Raw genomic sequence first — 16,033 nt, 5'->3', positions numbered from 1 at the left:
GGAGAGCTGGGGGATGAGATCATGAGTGAAACGCAGACACCTCGACCGCTACAGAACCTCCTCGATCACGTCGGCGGCGGCTCAGCCACGGTGGCAATGAGCCCCGAGGACTTCGTCTACATCGAGCGCGACTGCGAGGAATTCAAGCTCGTCATTCAGAACATCATGAACATCATGGTTTCGGTTGCCGACGTCGATGATTGGCGCATCGGCGACAGGAACCCCGACATGGTGTCGGCGGGCGCCGTGGTCAAACGTTTCAGAGCCAAGGCAAAGGGCTCGGCGGGCGACAACAGCGTGTACGCCGTCATGGAGCAGCACCTGCAGATCGTCGAAGACATCCAGGAAGTGCACCGCATAGCGCGGCAGCGAATGAGCGACACCGACTCCGCGTTCGCGACCGAATTCGATCGACTCCACCAGACCCTTCCCGCCCGGCCGCCGGTCGGCGTGCCGCTCGGCCCCTACCTCCTCCCCGATGGGAGTGCCCGATGACCACTTATGAGCAGTCCAGCATCCCCGGCGGCGGGGAGCAGACGGACAGCTGGGAGCACCCCGACATCAAGAACGCGTTCGATCCGCTGGATACGACGGAGGCGGTGGAGCAGGCCCAGAAGTACTGGGAGGTGCACCAGCTGTGGGAGCAGGGGCTGGCGACATTCGCCCGGTCCATTCAGAACTCGATTTCGCAGGCGTGGTCCGGCCCGGCGGCCGATGAGGCGAAAGACGCTATTGCGAAGTATGCGGCGGATGCACAGCAGTTGAGCCCGGCGCTGGCGGAGATGTATACGCGGGTGCGGGATGCGGCGACGGCGATCGTGGATACGAAGAACGCGATTCCGGAGCCGGTGGAGGTGAGCTGGACATCGTGGGCGTGGCCGCCGCATCGGTGGGATCTGCAGCGGGAGCAGTCGGAGGCGACCCAAGTGGCGCGGACCGAGATGCGGCAGCGGTATGTGGAGCCGTTCGGGCAGGTGGATGGGCAGATTCCAGTTCTGCCGACGCCGATCAGTCCGACTGTTTCGCCGGATATCGCGGCGCCACCGCCGGGCGGGTATGTGCCTGCCGGTGATACGGGGAATTCTCCCGGTTCCACCGCCTCGCCGGGCAGCGGGGTGCCTGGGTCGAGCGTTCCGGGTTCCGAGGATGCGGAGAAATCCGAGGAGGGCGCGCCGGAGGGTAGCGAGGAGTCGCAGGACGGGGGCGAGCAGCAGGACGACGGTGCGACCACGGCTGCGGGCACGACGCCGAGCACAGCGAATCAGCAGTCCACGACGGACGATTCGACGTCGCGGGCGACCACTGATCCGAGCCGGACGGTTCCCGCGAGCACGGTGCCGACGAGTACGACGCCGAGCGGTACGCCGGGGTACACGCCGAGCGGTGCTTTCTCGCCGACGAGTTCGCCGGGTTCACCGAGTAGCACCGATCAGCCGGGGCCGGGGCGCAGCATTCCCGGTGGGCCGGGGAGCACGGCGGCTCCGGCTACGGCGGCCGCTGCCGCGCAGGCGCAGGGAACCCGCTCGGCTACCGGGTATCCGGGAATGTTCGGCGCGGGGGCGGGGCGCGGGCGCGGGGAGGGGGATTCCGAGCATCAGCGGCCGGATTACCTGGTCAATCAGGAGAACACCGACGAGTTGCTCGGTGAGATTCCGCGGACGGTGGCGGGTGGCGTGATCGGCGGCGACCGGACGGAGCCGCCGCGGTGAACCGCACGGAAACATGACCGAGTGGAGCTGGGCCACGGATGATTTCGCGGCCCTCTGGTATGACGACGCTCGGGACCGGTTTCCGAGTCCGCTGCGGTATACCAGCCGGTTCCGGTTGCGGGACGAGTTCGCCGCGCATCGGGCGGCGGTGTTCGCGCGGTACGGGGTGGATGAGCGGGACGAGATCGATGCGGCGCTCGGCACGTTGGCCGATGCGGAGATTCGGATCGAGATTCTCGGTGGGAGTAGCAGGCATCGGCAGAGCACCGGGCCGGAGGATGTTCGGCAGTATCGGATCGTGGGGGCGCGGACAGGTTTTCGGGCGGTGGTCGCGGTGCAGTACGGGACCGATTCCGAGCACGGGCCGATTCGATTGCGGATGAGCCGGGTGGAGGACTTGCCGGGCCGGTTGGTGGCGGCGATTCCGGGGTGCGCGGCTGGCAGTGCGGGGGCGGAGACTTTTCATCCGGATGATCTGCGGCCGAGCAGAGACAGTTATCTGGAGGAGAACGGGCGGAATACGCCTCGAGACCGTTATCGGCGGTTGCTCGGGCGGGCGGCCGATGGGGGTGGAAGCGCGGTTCTGCTGGTGGGTCCGAGTAATCGGCTGGGTGCGCCGCTGGCTGCCTTGCAGTGGTACGACATCAGTGGTGATGGGCGGTACACCGAGCGGCGGGGAGCGCATGTGAGTGTGCGGCCGACTACCACTGCCGACCTGGTCAGCGGGTTCAGTGGGTGGATCGGGCGGGCTGAGCAGCGGCTTCGGGAGGAGAGCTGAGGGGGTGCCGGTTCGACGGCGCTTTCGTCCGGCGGTCCGGCTCGCGGAGGTTGCGGACGGCCGTCACATCGCGAGATGTCCGGTCAGGGTTGGTCGCGCCATCGGATACCCGGCCGAGTGACGGGCCGGCGACAGCCTCGACGGGAGAAGCCGCGAAGGTCGGAATTCGACCGCACTGTCAGACCAGCAGGTCGCGGACGACACCGTCCGCCAGCAGCCGACCGCGATCGGTGAGCACCAGCCGCTCGCCGCGCACCTCGGCCAGGCCACCCGCCACCACCCCGGGCACCGCGGCCCGGCCGTGCGCGTCGAGATCGGCGAGCGGCAGGCCGGTGCGCAGCCGGACGGTGAGCATGACCCGCTCGGTGTGCCGCTCGGCGGCGGTCAGCTCCTCCCAGCCGGCGGCGGGCAGCCCACCGGCGGCGACCCGGTCGGCGTACCGGGCGGGGTGCTTGACGTTCCACCAGCGCACCCCGCCGAGGTGGCTGTGCGCGCCGGGACCGGCGCCCAGCCAGTCACCGCCGTCCCAGTAGCCGAGGTTGTGCCTGCATCGGGCGTCGGCGCCGCGAGCCCAGTTGGAGACCTCGTACCACTCCAGCCCCGCGCCGTGCAGCCGGGCGTCGATGCGCTCGTAGCGGGCGGCGAGCACGTCTTCGTCGGGGGCGGGGAGTTCGCCGCGGCGCACGCGGCGGGCGAGGGCGGTGCCGTCCTCGACGATCAGCGAGTACGCGGAGACGTGGTCCACCTCCGCGGCGAGCACGGCATCCAGGCTGGCGTCCAGATCGGCGTCGGTCTCGCCGGGGGTTCCGTAGATGAGATCCAGGTTGACGTGCGCGAACCCGGCGGCGCGCGCTTCCAGGGCGGCGGCGACGGCGCGGCCGGGGGTGTGCGTGCGGTCCAGCACGGCCAGCACGTGCGCCGCCGCCGACTGCATGCCCAGAGAGATCCGGGTGAAGCCCGACGCCAGCAAGCGCGCGAAGAAGGCGGGGTCGGTGGACTCGGGATTCGACTCGGTGGTCACCTCCGCCTCCGGCGCCAGGGTGAAGTTCGCGCGCACAGCGGCGAGCACCGAGGCCAACCCGTCGCCGCCCAGCAGCGAGGGGGTGCCGCCGCCGATGAAGACCGTCGCCACCTCGGGGGTCGCCGAGGGCAGGGCGTCGAAGGCCGCGGCGGCGGCGGCCAGCTCGCCGCGCAGGGCTTCGAGCCAGGAGGCGGGAGACGCCGCGGTGCCGAGTTCGCCCGCGGTGTAGGTGTTGAAGTCGCAGTATCCGCAGCGGGTCGCGCAGAACGGTACGTGCACGTAGATACCGAACGGCCCGCCGCCGAAGTCGCCGAGGACGGGGGCTACGCCGGGGCTGCGGACGGGGAGGCTCACCGCTCCAGTCTGGCAAGTGCGCCGGAACGGGCTCGACCCGCGTGTCGGCGTATGACTGGCGTCACAGTTGTTCCGGTCGGTCCTGGGAATTCTCCGCGTTTTTCCGGAAAATATCCCCCTACTGTCGGGAGGACCGCTCTGACGTGGCACAATAGGACGCATGCGCAACGGTGGAGTTCGATTGGTGGCCCGGCGCCACGTCGACTTCAAGCGCGTCTGCAGTGCATGCTGTCTGCCGGAGTGTCAACCCTAGCCCCCCCTGCGGCGCACCTCCCGACAGCCCCGGTGAAACGTCGAATCCACCCTTTCGGTTCCGCCCGATCGACGCGGAGCGCCGCCCTGCGCGAGTGACGTTTCTCGCGCGTTCAGCACGGACGTACCACTCAGATCCAGCAGGAGCGATTCATGACGTCGAGCACCGACGCCGGCCCCGGCGAGAACTCCGCCGCCGCGACCGAGGCGGCCGCGCCCGCCCGGCGCAGGCCGGAGCGCCCGGCCGCCGAGCGCCGGGTCCGCCCGGACCGGCCGCGCGCGGCGGCCGCCGCCGATGCCGCGCCGCGCGCCCGCACCGGCAAGCCGACCCGCCGCCGGGCCGAGGGCCAATGGGCGCTCGGCTACCGCGAGCCGCTCAACCCGAACGAGCAGTCCAAGAAGGACGACAACCCGCTGAACGTGCGGGCGCGGATCGAGAACATCTACAGCAAGACCGGCTTCGACGGGATCGACAAGGGCGACCTGCGCGGCCGGTTCCGCTGGTGGGGCCTCTACACCCAGCGCGAGCAGGGCTACGACGGCACCTGGACCGGCGATGAGAACATCGACATCCTCGAAGCCAAGTACTTCATGATGCGCATCCGCTGCGACGCGGGCGCGCTGAACGTCGCGCAGCTGCGCACCCTCGGTGAGATCTCCACCGAGTTCGCCAGGGACACCGCCGACCTCTCCGACCGGGAGAACGTGCAGTACCACTGGATCGAGGTGGAGAACGTCCCGGAGATCTGGAAGCGGATCGAGGGCGTTGGGCTCAAGACCACCGAGGCCTGCGGCGACTGCCCGCGCGTGGTGCTCGGCTCGCCGCTGGCCGGTGAGTCGCTGGACGAGATCATCGACCCCACTCCGGCGATCGACGAGATCGTGCGCCGCTACATCGGCAAGAAGGAGTACTCCAACCTGCCGCGCAAGTTCAAGACGGCGATCTCCGGCCAGCAGGACGTGGTGCACGAGATCAACGACGTCGCCTTCATCGGGGTGAACCACCCCGAGCACGGCCCCGGCCTCGACCTCTGGGTCGGCGGCGGGCTCTCGACCAACCCGATGCTGGCGCAGCGGGTCGGCGTGTGGGTGCCGCTGGACGAGGTGCCGGACGTCTGGGAGGGCGTGGTCTCGATCTTCCGCGACTACGGCTACCGGCGGCTGCGCACCAAGGCGCGGCTCAAGTTCCTGATCAAGGACTGGGGCATCGAGAAGTTCCGCCAGGTGCTGGAGGACGAGTACCTGAAGCGCAAGCTGATCGACGGCCCGGCCCCGGCGCAGCCGACCAAGCCGATCGACCACGTGGGCGTACAGAAGCTGCGCAACGGCCGCAACGCCGTCGGCTTCTCCCCCATCGCGGGCCGGGTCTCCGGCACGATCCTGACCAAGGTCGCCGCGGCCGCCGAAAGGGCGGGCTCGGACCGGATCCGGTTCACGCCGTACCAGAAGCTCATCGTGCTCGATGTGCCGGACGAGCAGGTCGAGGCGCTGATCGCGGAGCTGGAGCCGCTCGGGTTGCAGGCGCGGCCGTCGGTGTGGCGGCGGAACCTCATGGCCTGCAGCGGGATCGAGTTCTGCAAGCTCTCCTTCGCCGAGACCCGCAAGCGCTCGCAGGCGCTGGTCCCGGAGCTGGAGCAGCGGCTCGCCGACCTGAACGCGGGGCTGGACGTGCCGATCACGATCAATATCAACGGCTGCCCGAACTCGTGCGCCCGCTCCCAGATCGCCGATATCGGCTTCAAGGGCCAGCTCGTCGACGACGGCGAAGGCAACCAGGTCGAGGGCTTCCAGGTACACCTCGGCGGCAGCCTCGGGCTGGACAGCGCGTTCGGCCGCAAGCTGCGGCAGCACAAGGTGACCACCGGTGAACTGGGCGACTACGTCGAGCGGGTGGTGCGCAATTTCGTCAAACACCGCACGGAAGGCGAACGGTTCGCCCAGTGGGCCGTCCGCGCCGAGGAAGCCGACCTCCGATGACGGGGCGGACGGCACTGCTGAGGGGAGATCAGCGATGACAACGGGACTGACGGAGAAGCTCTCCGAGGACGAGCTGCGCTCGATCGCCGAGCGGGGCGCCGCCGACCTCGTCGGCGCCTCGGCGACCGACCTGCTGCGCTGGACCGACGAGACCTTCGGCGCCGGCTACATCGTCGCGTCGAACATGCAGGACGGCGTGCTGGTGCACCTGGCCGCACAGGTGCGGTCCGGGGTGGACGTGCTCTTCCTCGACACCGGGTACCACTTCGCCGAGACGATCGGCACCAGGGACGCGGTCGAGGCAGTGTACGGGGTGAACGTGGTGAACGTGCGCCCGGAGCGAAGCGTCGCCGAGCAGGACGAACTGCTCGGGCGCGATCTGTTCGCGCGCGATGCCGCGGAGTGCTGCCGGCTGCGCAAGGTGGTGCCGCTGCGGCGCTCGCTGAGCGGCTACAACGCCTGGGTGACCGGCATTCGCCGGGTGGAGGCGCCGACCCGCGCCAACGCCCCGCTGGTCTCCTACGACGAGGGCTTCGGGCTGGTGAAGATCAACCCGATCGCCCCGTGGTCCGACGACGAGATGCAGGCCTACATCGAGGCGCACGGCATCCTCGTCAATCCCCTGGTGGAGGAGGGATATCCGTCCATCGGCTGCGCTCCGTGCACGCGGAAGCCGGAGCCGGGTTCCGATCCGCGAAGCGGCCGCTGGGCCGGCTCCGCCAAGACCGAATGCGGGTTGCACGCCTCATGACCGACACGATTCGTACCGAGCGTTCCCTCGGGCTCAGCGATTTCGACACCCTCGACGCATTGGAGTCGGAGGCGATCCACATCTTCCGCGAGGTCGCGGGCGAGTTCGAGCGGCCGGTGATCCTCTTCTCCGGCGGCAAGGACTCCACGGTGCTGCTGCACCTGGCGCTCAAGGCATTCTGGCCCGCGCCGCTGCCCTTCGCGCTGCTGCACGTCGACACCGGGCACAACCTGCCGGAGGTGCTGGAATTCCGGGACCGGATCGTCGAGCGGCACGGGCTGCGGCTGCACGTGGCGAGCGTCGAGGAGTACCTGGCCGACGGCAGGCTCACCGAGCGCCCCGACGGCATCCGCAACCCGCTGCAGACGGTCCCGCTGCTCGACGCCATCACCGAGAACCGCTTCGACGCGGTCTTCGGCGGCGGCCGCAGGGACGAGGAGCGCTCGCGCGCCAAGGAGCGGATCTTCTCGCTGCGCAACGCCTTCGGCCAGTGGGATCCGAAGCGGCAGCGCCCCGAGCTGTGGAATCTGTACAACGGCAGGCACGCGGCGGGCGAGCACGTCCGGGTGTTCCCGCTGAGCAACTGGACCGAGCTCGACATCTGGCGATACATCGCGCGCGAGGATGTCGATCTCGCGAGCATCTACTACACGCACCAGCGCCCGGTGTTCCAGCGCGACGGCATGTGGATGACGCCGGGCGTGTGGGGCGGCCCGCGCGACGGCGAGGTGCTGGAGACCAGGGCGGTGCGGTACCGCACCGTGGGCGACGGCTCCTCCACCGGCGCGGTGCTCTCCGAGGCCGCGACCAACGAGGCCATCCTGGCCGAGGTCGCCGCCTCCCGGCTGACCGAGCGCGGAGCCACCCGCGGCGACGACCGGGTCTCCGAGGCCGCGATGGAAGACCGCAAGCGAGAGGGTTACTTCTGATGGCCGACACGGCGCCGATCGAGCCACCGGCTCAGCTGCTCCGGCTCGCGACCGCCGGCTCGGTGGACGACGGCAAGTCCACGCTGGTCGGGCGGTTGCTGTACGACACCAAGTCGGTGCTGGCCGATCAGATCGATGCCGTCACCCGGGCCTCGGTGGACCGCGGGCTGGCGACGCCGGATCTGTCGCTGCTGGTCGACGGGTTGCGCGCGGAGCGCGAGCAGGGCATCACCATCGATGTGGCGTACCGCTACTTCGCCACGCCCAAGCGCTCCTTCGTGCTCGCCGACACCCCCGGGCACGTGCAGTACACCCGCAACACCGTCTCCGGCGCCTCCACCGCGCAGCTGGTGATCCTGCTGGTCGACGCGCGCAAGGGCGTGATCGAGCAGACCCGCAGGCACGCGGCGGTGCTGGCGCTGCTCGGCGTGCCGAAGCTGGTGCTCGCGGTGAACAAGATCGACCTGGTGGACGACGCGGCCGAGGTGTTCGCGCGGATCTCCGCCGAGTTCAACGCGCTCACCGGCGCGCTCGGCTGGGCGCCGGAGGACGTGCTGGAGATCCCGGTCTCCGCGCTGCACGGCGACAATATCGCGACCCGCTCGACGGGCACTCCGTACTACGACGGCCCCTCCCTGATCGAGCACCTGGAGTCGGTGCCGGTGGACGCCGACAGCACCGGGTCGCACTCGCTCGGGCTGCGCTTCCCGGTGCAATACGTGATCCGGCCGCGCACCGCCGAGTACCCGGACTACCGCGGCTACGCGGGGCAGATCGCCGCCGGTTCGGTGGCGCCGGGCGACGAGATCGTGGTGCTGCCCTCCGGGGTGCGCAGCACGGTGGAGCGGATCGACACCCCCGCGGGCGAGCTCGCGGTGGCGCAGACCGGCCGCAGCGTCACGCTGATCCTCAGCGACGACGTGGATATTTCGCGCGGCGACATCATCGCCGCCGTCGCGGACGCGCCGGAGCCGATCGACGACTTCGAGGCGACGGTGTGCTGGCTCGGCGACAAGCCGCTGCGGGCAGGCGCCCGGCTGCTGCTCAAGCACGGCACCAAGACCACGCAGGCGATCGTCGGCGCGCTGGTGGAGCGCTTCGACGAGCAGCGGCTGGCCGCCGACCCCGTGCCGGAGACGCTGGCGCTCAACGACATCGGCCGGATCTCGGTGCGGGTCGCCGAGCCGATCCCGGCCGACGACTATCGGGCGAACCGGCACACCGGCAGCTTCCTGCTCATCGACCCGGCCAATGGGAACACGCTCGCGGCCGGGCTGGTCGGCGACGTGCTCACCGCAGTCGAGGTCGGTGCCGGGGTCTGAGGTGGCGCGTCGGCCCGGACCGGCCGGTGCCGCGGCGCCGGTGCTGATCGGGGTCGGGCACGGGAGCCGGGATCCGCGCTCGGCGGCGACGGTGCGCACGGTACTCGATGCGGTCGCGGCCGCTCGGCCGTCGCGGCCGGTGCGGGTCGCGTTCCTCGATCTCACCGCGCCGTCGGTGGAGCGGGTGCTCGACGCCGTCGCCGGCGCGGGGCACCGGCACGCGGTGGTCGTTCCGCTGCTGCTCGGCAGCGCTTTTCACGCCCGGGTGGATCTGCCGGGGCTGCTGGCCGAGGCACGGGCGCGGCACCCGCTGCTGCGCATCGACCAGGCCGATGTGCTCGGGCCGGATACGCGGCTGATCGACGCGCTCGCCGAGCGCGTGCGGGAAGCGCTGGACAGCGCGCCCGCAGTCCGGCGAGAACTCGGCGGTCACCCGCGGCCGAGCACCGCGACCGGCGGCACCGGTCCGTCGCAGCCGGTCGGGCCGGCATCAGCCGAGCAACTGCCGGTCGCTTCGGCGCACGGCGAGCGCTTGCCGGTGGGCGTGATCGTCGCGGCGGTCGGCGCCTCCTCGGCGGCGGCCAATGCGCGCACCCGGCTGGTCGCGGAGGAGTTCGCAGCGCGCACCGGGCTGCGCACCGAACTGTGCTTCGCCACCGCCGATCCCGGCGTCGAGATCGCGCGCGCGCGGCTACTCGCCCGCGGCGTCCGGCGCATCGTCGTCGCGCCGTACTTCCTGGCCCCCGGCCTGCTCACCGACCGGATCGCGGTCGCGGCGCCGGAGCTGACGCACGCCGCGGCGCTGGGTGCGCACCCGGCGCTCACCGAGCTGATCTGGGACCGCTACGACGCGGCAAGCGCGGAACGGCACCGCCTCTCCGCCTGAGCCGTCGGCGCGCAATCCCGACGCGATCCGCGGCGCCGAGCCGCGGGCCGATGGTGGCGGCGGCGATCACCACGCGCATGACGACGCCACCGAGCAACGCATCGGTCCTCCGCCAACCCTCTCAGCTGCGCGGTCAGCCGATGAGCCGGTCCACCAGGGTGCGGGCGGCGGCGACGCTCGCCGCGTCGCCGAGCTGGTTGGCGGTATTGGCGGCGGCGACCAGGGCATCCAGCTGGAAGGCGAGGAGATCGGGCTCGGTGTCCGGGTGCAGGTGCCCGATCTGGCGAGCGAGGAAGCTCAGCCACTCGTGGTGGTCGGCGGCGACGGCATCGCGCACCGGCCCTGGCCGCCCGTCGAACTCGGCGAGGGTGGCTACCCGGAAGCAACCGCCGCGAAGCACCGGCTCGGTGACGAAGGCGAACCAGCCGTCGATCAGGGCGCGCACCCGCTCCGCACCGCGGGGGTGCGCCAGCGCGGGCCGCACCACGTTCTCCACGAAGACCGCGCGGGCGGCGGCGACGGCGGCCTGCTGCAGCGCCTCCTTGGTACCGAAGAGGGTGGCGACGCCGCTCTTGCTGAGTCCGAGCTCGTCCGCGACCCGGGCCAGGCTGAGCCCGGTGAGCCCCTCCAGCGAGGCGATATCCGCCGCGCGGCGCGCGATGGCGGCGCGGGCCCGATCGCCCTTGGCGCGCCTACCGTCGGTGGCGGGCGGCGCCGGCTCGGCGGGCGGGTCGTAGTTCACGACCCCATTGTGCGACACCTCTTGCTCGAAAGCACGAACGGTCGTACTGTCATTTCACGCACGATCGTTCGTGTTGTTTTCTCTTCCGGGACGGAGCCCTCCATGCAGACCTTCACCGAAGCCGACGACCCCGCGCTGCTCACCGCGGAGACCGCGGCCGCGCTGCTCGCCGACGCGCCCTGGCACCGCTTCGCGGTAGTCGGGGACTCCATCGCGAAGGGCATCGGCGACCCGACCCCCGGGTACCGGAACGTGGGCTGGGCCGATCGGGTGGCGGAGGCGCTGCGCCTGGCACGGCCGGAGCTGGCCTACCTGAACACCGGGCGCACCGGCGCCACCAGCGCCGAGGTGCTGGCCGAGCAGCTGGACACCGCGCTCGCCTTCGAGCCCGACCTGGTGCACATCGTGTGCGGCGGGAACGACCTCTTCGTGCCGGAGCCGGATCTCGCGGCCACGCATGCCACCCTGGACACGCTCTTCGCGGCCTTCGCGGTGCGCGGAACGCCGATCTCGACCTTCACCCTGACCGATGTCTGGGACCGCGAGCAGATGCGGGCCATGCGCGGCATGCGCGAGCGGATGGCGGCGTTCAACGACGTCATCCGGGCGGTGGCGGCGCGCTACGACGCGGTGCTGCTGGAGCTGTGGCCGCACCCCATCCGGCTGCGCCCCGACCTGATGAGCGCCGACCTCATCCACTTCTCCATGAGCGGACAGGCCGCGCTGGCCTCGGCCGTGGTGCAGCGGCTGGCTCAGGAGCTGGAGGCGGTGCCGCGGTAGCGGGCCACCAGCTCGGCGCCGATCCGGCCGAGCTCGGCGCGGACCGAGTCCGGCTCCAGCACCTCGAGTTCGGTGCCCCAGCCCGCCAGCTGCTGGGCGATCATCCGCGGGGTCGGGGCGGTGATCCGCACTCGCACCCGGCCGTCGGCGGCGGGGCCGATGACCGTGCAGTGCCTGCCCTGCTGTTCGGCCAGCACCGGCACCAGGTGCGCGGCGACCAGCACGGTGGCGCCCTCGGCGGCGCGGCGGCGCTCCATGGCGCCGACCACGTCGCGCCAGGCCGCCGCCGGGTCGAAATCGGCGGGCCGCTCGAAGGTCTCGCCGGTCGGCTCGGCCGCGGTCGCCCGGTCCAGCCGGAAGGTGCGGCGGCCGCGGTCGGTCCCGGCGATGAGATACCAGGTGCCGTCCTTGTCGACCAGGCTCAGCGGGTCCACCAGCCGGGTGCTCTGCCTGCCCCGGCTCCGGTACTCGAGGCGCAGCCGGTCGCGCCGGATCACCGCGTCCTGCACCGCGGCGACCAGCGGAGGGGTCACGGTGGCGTGCGCGCCCCAGCCCGCCGGGTCGAGCAGTACCGAGTCGGCGGCGGCCGCGGCCGCGCCGCGGAAGGTCTGTGGCAGCGCGCGGACCAGCTTGCGGAGCGCCGATCGTCCCTCCGGCACTGCGCCGGCGGCGGGCCCGGCCAGCAGGAACAGCGCCCGCGCTTCCCCCGCGGTGAGGCCGGTGAGGTCGGTGCGGGCGCCGCCGACCAGCTGCCAGCCGCCGCCCCGCCCCGGCTGCGGGTACACCGGCACCCCGGCCCGGCCGAGCGCCTCCAGGTCGCGCCGGGCGGTCGCCACCGAGATCTCCAGCTCGGCGGCGACCTCGGCCGCCGTCACCCGGCCGCGCGTCTGCATGAGCAGCAGCACGGCCACCAATCGGTCCGCTCGCATACTTGCGATTCTCCCCGGAAAAGTGCGCAGCAGATGAGCACTTCGCCGTCGAGGATGGAAACCGACACCGAATCCCGACCCGAGGAGACCGACATGCTGCGCGGACTGGCGACGCTCACCTTCTACGCCGACGACCTGGAGGCGGCCAGGGCCTGGTACACCGAGTTCCTCGGCATCGAGCCCTACTACGCCGTCGCGGGCGGCTACTACGAGTGGCGGATCGGCGACTACCAGGCCGAGTTCGGCATCGTGAACCGCGCCTACGAACCGGCCGGAGCCGCCGACGGGCCCGGCGGGGCCATCGCCAACTGGGCCGTCACCGACCTGGAGGCGACGGTGGACCGGCTGCTGGAGCTGGGCGCCACGCTCTACGACCCGATCACCCCGCGCGGCGAGGGCTTCGTCACCGCCTCGGTGGTGGACCCGTTCGGCAATGTGCTCGGGGTGATGAGCAATCCGCACTACGCGGAGATCCTGGCGAAGACCGGGCCGGCGTAGCGGTCAGCGGAACCAGCGCTCGAGCACGAGGGCGACGCCGTCGTCGAGCACGTCGGCGGTCACCTCGTCGGCGGCCGCCCTGATCTCGGCGGGGGCATTGGCCATGGCGACCGAGCGCCCGGCCCAGGCCAGCATCTCCCGGTCGTTGAGGTGGTCGCCGATGGCGAGGGTGGCCTCCGGCGGCACCTCGAGGGTCTGCCGCAGCCGCTCCAGCGCCCAGCCCTTGGAGACGCCGTGCCTGGAGACGGTGAGCCAGGGGCCGAAGTCGCCGTGGATCCAGGCGGTGCCCGGCACGTCGAACTCGCGCAGCAGCTCCGCCAGCTGCTCGTCGGTGCCGCCGGGCCACCAGCCGCTGAGCCGGGGCGTGTGCTCGCTGCCGAGCAGGTCGTGGTCGACCACCCGGACGTGCCCGAGCGGGTAATCGCTCGGGCCGTCGCCGGTGACCCACATGCCGATCCCGACCTTCTCCACCGCGAGCACCATCTCCGGCGCCCCCGCGCGCAGTGCGGTGATGGCGGGCAGCGGGTCGAAATCGGCGACCGCGAGCGCCTCGCCGCGGGCGACGTCCAGGTGCACGGCACCGTTGGAGCAGAGCGCGTGGCCCTCCAGCAGGCCGAGCTCGGCGAAGACCGGCGCCGCGGCGAGCATGGAGCGGCCGGTGGTCACGACGACGTGCGCGCCCGCGGCCACGGCGGCGCGCACCGCGTCGACGACCCGGCGGCTCACCGGCGAGCCGGACTTCAGCAGGGTGCCGTCGACGTCGAGCGCGATCAGGCGCGGTTCTCCCCCGGTAGCGTCCACCCCTCCATTCTGCCCCGGCCACCCGGGCGCGCCCGAAGTTTTCCCTCGTCGATCCGGTGCTGGACCGGACCCACCTCGGGTGGGCGCCGCGGGTGGCCGGGTCGGCCGCCGGAGTAGTCCGGCGGCGTCCGACCGGTTGTTACCGGTCGGAGCCTTTTCCGCCCGAGCCGCCGGAACCGCCCGAGCCGCCCGAGCCGCCCTTGCCGCCGGAACCGCCCTTGCCGCCCGCGCCGCTGGAACCGCCAGAGCCGGCGGAGTTCGAGGCGCCGGAGCCGTCCCCGTTTCTGCCGCCCTTGCCGGAGCCGCCGCCCTGGCCGGACCTATCGGACCGGCCGCCCGACCCAGCGCTGTCGGAGCCGCCGGCGTTCGAACCATCGCGGCCCGAGCCGCCGCCCGTTCCACCGGCGCCCGCATTGCCCGCGCCACCACCCGGGCCCGAGCCGCCGTTGCCCGAGCCGCCACCCGAGCCCGCATCGGCCGCACCACCAGCGCCATCACCGCCGGCGCCGCCACCCGAGGCACCGCCGCCGCTACCCGCGCCACCACCGCCGGCCGCGCCATCACCGCCGGCCGCACCACCACCGCCCGAACCACCGCCGTCGCCGGACGCACCACCACCGCCGGACGCACCAGCACCACCGGACGCACCAGCACCGCTGGACGGACCGGCACCACCGGACACGCCGTCGCCGCCACCCGAGGCACCGCCGCCACCGGACACCCCACCGCCACCCGCACCCGCGGGCGCACCGGTACCTGCCGGACCAGCTCCCGACGTCCCCGCGGCGACAGCGTTCACTCCGCTCGGTGCCTGACCATCCGCGGCCTCCCCGACCGGCGATCCGACCGGGTCGACCGCGGTGTGCCCCGGGCCGACCCCATCCCGCACGTCCGTGCTGAAACCGAAGCGCTCCAGGAACGGCAGCGGATTGGTGAACCGCGCCGGGTTCGTATAGGTCCCGGTACTCGGCGCCACCCGCGGCGCGCCATCCCCGCCCCGCCCGCCCCTGGCGACCGGCGCGAGCGGCGGCCCGAACACCCGAACCGGCGACGCCGCCGAACCCGGCGCACCCGCCGCACCCGGCGCACCGAAGGCGATCGCCACCCCGCCCGCCGCCATCCCGCCGCCGGGGACCGGCGCGACCCCGGCGACCGGCACCCGCGCGATCCCCTGCCCGACCCCGAACTGCCCCTCCGCCCCCGGAAACCGCTCCAACCCGGGCGCCGACTGCGGCGCGGGCCCGCCGAACACCGTCGCGGCCGACATGGCCAGCGCGGATACCAGTGCCGCGCTGGAGAACACCCCGACGTGCGCGACGGGCTCGGCCCGCCGCGCAGGCGGCGCCAGCGTGCGCGCCGCGAAGTGCGCGGCACCCAGCGCGACGGTGTGCCCCGGATCGGCGCCGCGCAGCACCGGCAGCCCGAGCTCACCGAGCGTCCGCGCGACCTCCGGCGGCCGCGCCGCGCCGCCGACCAGCAGAATCCGGGTGAACTCCGAGCGGTCGAGCCCGCTGCCCGCCAGGCACTCCCGAACCAGCGGGAAGCTCGCCCGGATGTGTTCCGCCCGCAGCCCTTCGGTATCCAGCCCGCGCATGCCGGGCGCGCCCGGCCTGCGGTAGGCCTGCTCGGCGATCACCGCGCCCAGCGGCTCCCCGCCGAAATGCCGCGAGCGCACGGGCGTTCCGATGAGCGGGTGGTCCGGCCAGTCCGCCCCCACCCGGACGATCCCGAGGTCGAGGCTGGTCGCGCCGAGGTCATAGACGAGCACGAAACCCGCTGTCAGCGGCCCGGTCTCGCACTCCAGCCACTCGGCGGCGGCCACCGGCTCCGGCACCGGGAGCACATGCCCGGCCCCGGCGAGGTCGAGCGCCTGCGCCAGCAGGGCGACCTCGTCGGCGCCGTAGACGGCGGGGTGCGCGAGGACCACCCCGGCCCCCGGCGGCTCCGCGCGCACGAGGTCACCGGTCAGCGCGGCTACCAGCGCGGCCGGTGTCCACAGCCGCCCGCCGACCACGATCGGCTCGGTCTCGGCGGTGAGGTCGGCGAAATTTGCTGCTGGACCGCTGATCTCGGTGCCCGCCCCGACCCGCGCGACGCCCGGCGCGCCGATCCCGGCGGTGCCGCGGCTGTCGAAGGAGACCGTCGTGCGCCGCATCCGCACCGACGGCCGCGGTTGCCCGGTGGTGACCGAGGCCGTCACCGAGGTCGCCGAACCCATGCAGATACCCACGCCAGTAGTCATCGCCATCCCGTCAACGCACCGTGACCACGTCCAGCACAACGGATGCCCGTGTGGCCGCGGTC

Annotated in this window: 16 protein-coding genes; 11 read left to right on the top strand and 5 right to left on the bottom strand. The window is 72.4% G+C overall.

Features of this window, described 5'->3' with window-relative positions:
* The first annotated feature begins 21 nt into the window (after positions 1-21).
* Genes NH2_RS16985 through NH2_RS16975 form a run of 3 tightly spaced genes read left to right on the top strand, consistent with a single transcriptional unit; the run spans position 22 to position 2,487 of the window.
* Positions 22-495: a hypothetical protein gene (locus NH2_RS16985; RefSeq protein ID WP_067654643.1), complete on the top strand. Its 474-nt coding sequence runs from the start codon at positions 22-24 to the stop codon at positions 493-495.
* Complete coding sequence (locus NH2_RS16980) at positions 492-1,709, top strand: hypothetical protein (RefSeq protein ID WP_067654640.1); 1,218 nt, start codon at positions 492-494, stop codon at positions 1,707-1,709. The genes NH2_RS16985 and NH2_RS16980 overlap by 4 nt, the downstream gene beginning before the upstream one ends.
* Positions 1,710-1,722: 13 nt before the next feature.
* On the top strand, positions 1,723-2,487 hold the full coding sequence (locus tag NH2_RS16975; RefSeq protein ID WP_067654638.1) for an ESX secretion-associated protein EspG: 765 nt from the start codon (positions 1,723-1,725) through the stop codon (positions 2,485-2,487).
* Positions 2,488-2,665: 178 nt separating this feature from the next.
* Here the strand turns inward: NH2_RS16975 and hemW are convergent, their stop codons facing one another.
* Positions 2,666-3,862, bottom strand: coding sequence for a radical SAM family heme chaperone HemW (gene hemW / locus NH2_RS16970; RefSeq protein WP_067654636.1), 1,197 nt, complete (start codon positions 3,860-3,862; stop codon positions 2,666-2,668).
* Between the two features lie 160 nt (positions 3,863-4,022).
* Between hemW and NH2_RS30320 the strand changes: the two genes are divergently transcribed.
* The 6 genes from NH2_RS30320 (at position 4,023) to NH2_RS16945 (ending at position 9,979) form a co-directional block, all read left to right on the top strand.
* Positions 4,023-4,115, top strand: coding sequence for an Ms4527A family Cys-rich leader peptide (locus tag NH2_RS30320; protein ID WP_357021309.1), 93 nt, complete (start codon positions 4,023-4,025; stop codon positions 4,113-4,115).
* A 152-nt stretch (positions 4,116-4,267) separates the two neighbouring features.
* Positions 4,268-6,091, top strand: a complete 1,824-nt coding sequence (locus NH2_RS16965) for a nitrite/sulfite reductase (protein WP_067654634.1) — start codon at positions 4,268-4,270, stop codon at positions 6,089-6,091.
* 34 nt (positions 6,092-6,125) lie between these two features.
* Positions 6,126-6,842, top strand: a complete 717-nt coding sequence (locus NH2_RS16960; RefSeq protein WP_067654632.1) for a phosphoadenylyl-sulfate reductase — start codon at positions 6,126-6,128, stop codon at positions 6,840-6,842.
* Positions 6,821-7,771, top strand: a complete 951-nt coding sequence (cysD, locus tag NH2_RS16955; RefSeq protein ID WP_067654630.1) for a sulfate adenylyltransferase subunit CysD — start codon at positions 6,821-6,823, stop codon at positions 7,769-7,771. The genes NH2_RS16960 and cysD overlap by 22 nt, the downstream gene beginning before the upstream one ends.
* The gene (locus NH2_RS16950; protein WP_067654628.1) at positions 7,771-9,093 is read left to right on the top strand and encodes a sulfate adenylyltransferase subunit 1; all 1,323 of its coding nucleotides are present in this window, start codon (positions 7,771-7,773) and stop codon (positions 9,091-9,093) included. The genes cysD and NH2_RS16950 overlap by 1 nt, the downstream gene beginning before the upstream one ends.
* Before the next feature lies 1 nt (position 9,094).
* The gene (locus NH2_RS16945) at positions 9,095-9,979 is read left to right on the top strand and encodes a sirohydrochlorin chelatase (protein WP_067654626.1); all 885 of its coding nucleotides are present in this window, start codon (positions 9,095-9,097) and stop codon (positions 9,977-9,979) included.
* A gap of 133 nt (positions 9,980-10,112) precedes the next feature.
* Here NH2_RS16945 and NH2_RS16940 read toward each other — a convergent pair whose 3' ends face one another.
* Complete coding sequence (locus tag NH2_RS16940; RefSeq protein ID WP_067655737.1) at positions 10,113-10,721, bottom strand: TetR/AcrR family transcriptional regulator; 609 nt, start codon at positions 10,719-10,721, stop codon at positions 10,113-10,115.
* A gap of 102 nt (positions 10,722-10,823) precedes the next feature.
* Between NH2_RS16940 and NH2_RS16935 the strand changes: the two genes are divergently transcribed.
* A complete protein-coding gene (locus NH2_RS16935; protein WP_067654624.1) occupies positions 10,824-11,501 on the top strand; it encodes an SGNH/GDSL hydrolase family protein in 678 nt (225 codons plus the stop codon).
* Here NH2_RS16935 and NH2_RS16930 read toward each other — a convergent pair.
* Positions 11,474-12,430 (bottom strand): helix-turn-helix transcriptional regulator, encoded by a 957-nt coding sequence (locus NH2_RS16930; protein WP_067654622.1) that lies wholly within the window; start codon positions 12,428-12,430, stop codon positions 11,474-11,476. The two genes, NH2_RS16935 and NH2_RS16930, sit on opposite strands and share 28 nt — an antisense overlap.
* Positions 12,431-12,523: 93 nt before the next feature.
* On the opposite strand from NH2_RS16930, the gene NH2_RS16925 reads away from it, so the two are divergent.
* Positions 12,524-12,928 carry a VOC family protein gene (locus NH2_RS16925; RefSeq protein ID WP_067655734.1) on the top strand — a complete coding sequence of 135 codons (405 nt, stop codon included), beginning with the start codon at positions 12,524-12,526 and terminating at the stop codon, positions 12,926-12,928.
* A gap of 3 nt (positions 12,929-12,931) precedes the next feature.
* Here NH2_RS16925 and NH2_RS16920 read toward each other — a convergent pair whose 3' ends face one another.
* Together NH2_RS16920 and NH2_RS29530 are read right to left on the bottom strand one after the other, a co-directional pair.
* Positions 12,932-13,729 carry an HAD family hydrolase gene (locus NH2_RS16920; RefSeq protein WP_067654620.1) on the bottom strand — a complete coding sequence of 266 codons (798 nt, stop codon included), beginning with the start codon at positions 13,727-13,729 and terminating at the stop codon, positions 12,932-12,934.
* Between the two features lie 139 nt (positions 13,730-13,868).
* Positions 13,869-15,947 carry an Hsp70 family protein gene (locus NH2_RS29530; protein WP_157103821.1) on the bottom strand — a complete coding sequence of 693 codons (2,079 nt, stop codon included), beginning with the start codon at positions 15,945-15,947 and terminating at the stop codon, positions 13,869-13,871.
* Positions 15,948-16,033 lie beyond the last annotated feature (86 nt).

The sequence above is a fragment of the Nocardia harenae NBRC 108248 genome (assembly GCF_001612885.1).
Lineage (GTDB): Bacteria > Actinomycetota > Actinomycetes > Mycobacteriales > Mycobacteriaceae > Nocardia > Nocardia harenae.
The sequence above is the reverse complement of the archived record's forward strand: the minus strand, read 5'-3'. Positions and strand labels throughout refer to the sequence as shown.

What these genes read in the sequence shown, in the direction of transcription:
- NH2_RS16985 (WP_067654643.1), top strand. Translation starts at nt 22, where the DNA reads ATGAGTGAAACGCAGACACCTCGACCGCTACAGAACCTCCTCGATCAC.
- NH2_RS16980 (WP_067654640.1), top strand. Translation starts at nt 492, where the DNA reads ATGACCACTTATGAGCAGTCCAGCATCCCCGGCGGCGGGGAGCAGACG.
- NH2_RS16975 (WP_067654638.1), top strand. Translation starts at nt 1,723, where the DNA reads ATGACCGAGTGGAGCTGGGCCACGGATGATTTCGCGGCCCTCTGGTAT.
- NH2_RS30320 (WP_357021309.1), top strand. Translation starts at nt 4,023, where the DNA reads ATGCGCAACGGTGGAGTTCGATTGGTGGCCCGGCGCCACGTCGACTTC.
- NH2_RS16965 (WP_067654634.1), top strand. Translation starts at nt 4,268, where the DNA reads ATGACGTCGAGCACCGACGCCGGCCCCGGCGAGAACTCCGCCGCCGCG.
- NH2_RS16960 (WP_067654632.1), top strand. Translation starts at nt 6,126, where the DNA reads ATGACAACGGGACTGACGGAGAAGCTCTCCGAGGACGAGCTGCGCTCG.
- cysD (WP_067654630.1), top strand. Translation starts at nt 6,821, where the DNA reads ATGCGGGTTGCACGCCTCATGACCGACACGATTCGTACCGAGCGTTCC.
- NH2_RS16950 (WP_067654628.1), top strand. Translation starts at nt 7,771, where the DNA reads ATGGCCGACACGGCGCCGATCGAGCCACCGGCTCAGCTGCTCCGGCTC.
- NH2_RS16935 (WP_067654624.1), top strand. Translation starts at nt 10,824, where the DNA reads ATGCAGACCTTCACCGAAGCCGACGACCCCGCGCTGCTCACCGCGGAG.
- NH2_RS16930 (WP_067654622.1), bottom strand. Translation starts at nt 12,430, where the DNA reads ATGCGAGCGGACCGATTGGTGGCCGTGCTGCTGCTCATGCAGACGCGC.
- NH2_RS16925 (WP_067655734.1), top strand. Translation starts at nt 12,524, where the DNA reads ATGCTGCGCGGACTGGCGACGCTCACCTTCTACGCCGACGACCTGGAG.
- NH2_RS29530 (WP_157103821.1), bottom strand. Translation starts at nt 15,947, where the DNA reads ATGGGTTCGGCGACCTCGGTGACGGCCTCGGTCACCACCGGGCAACCG.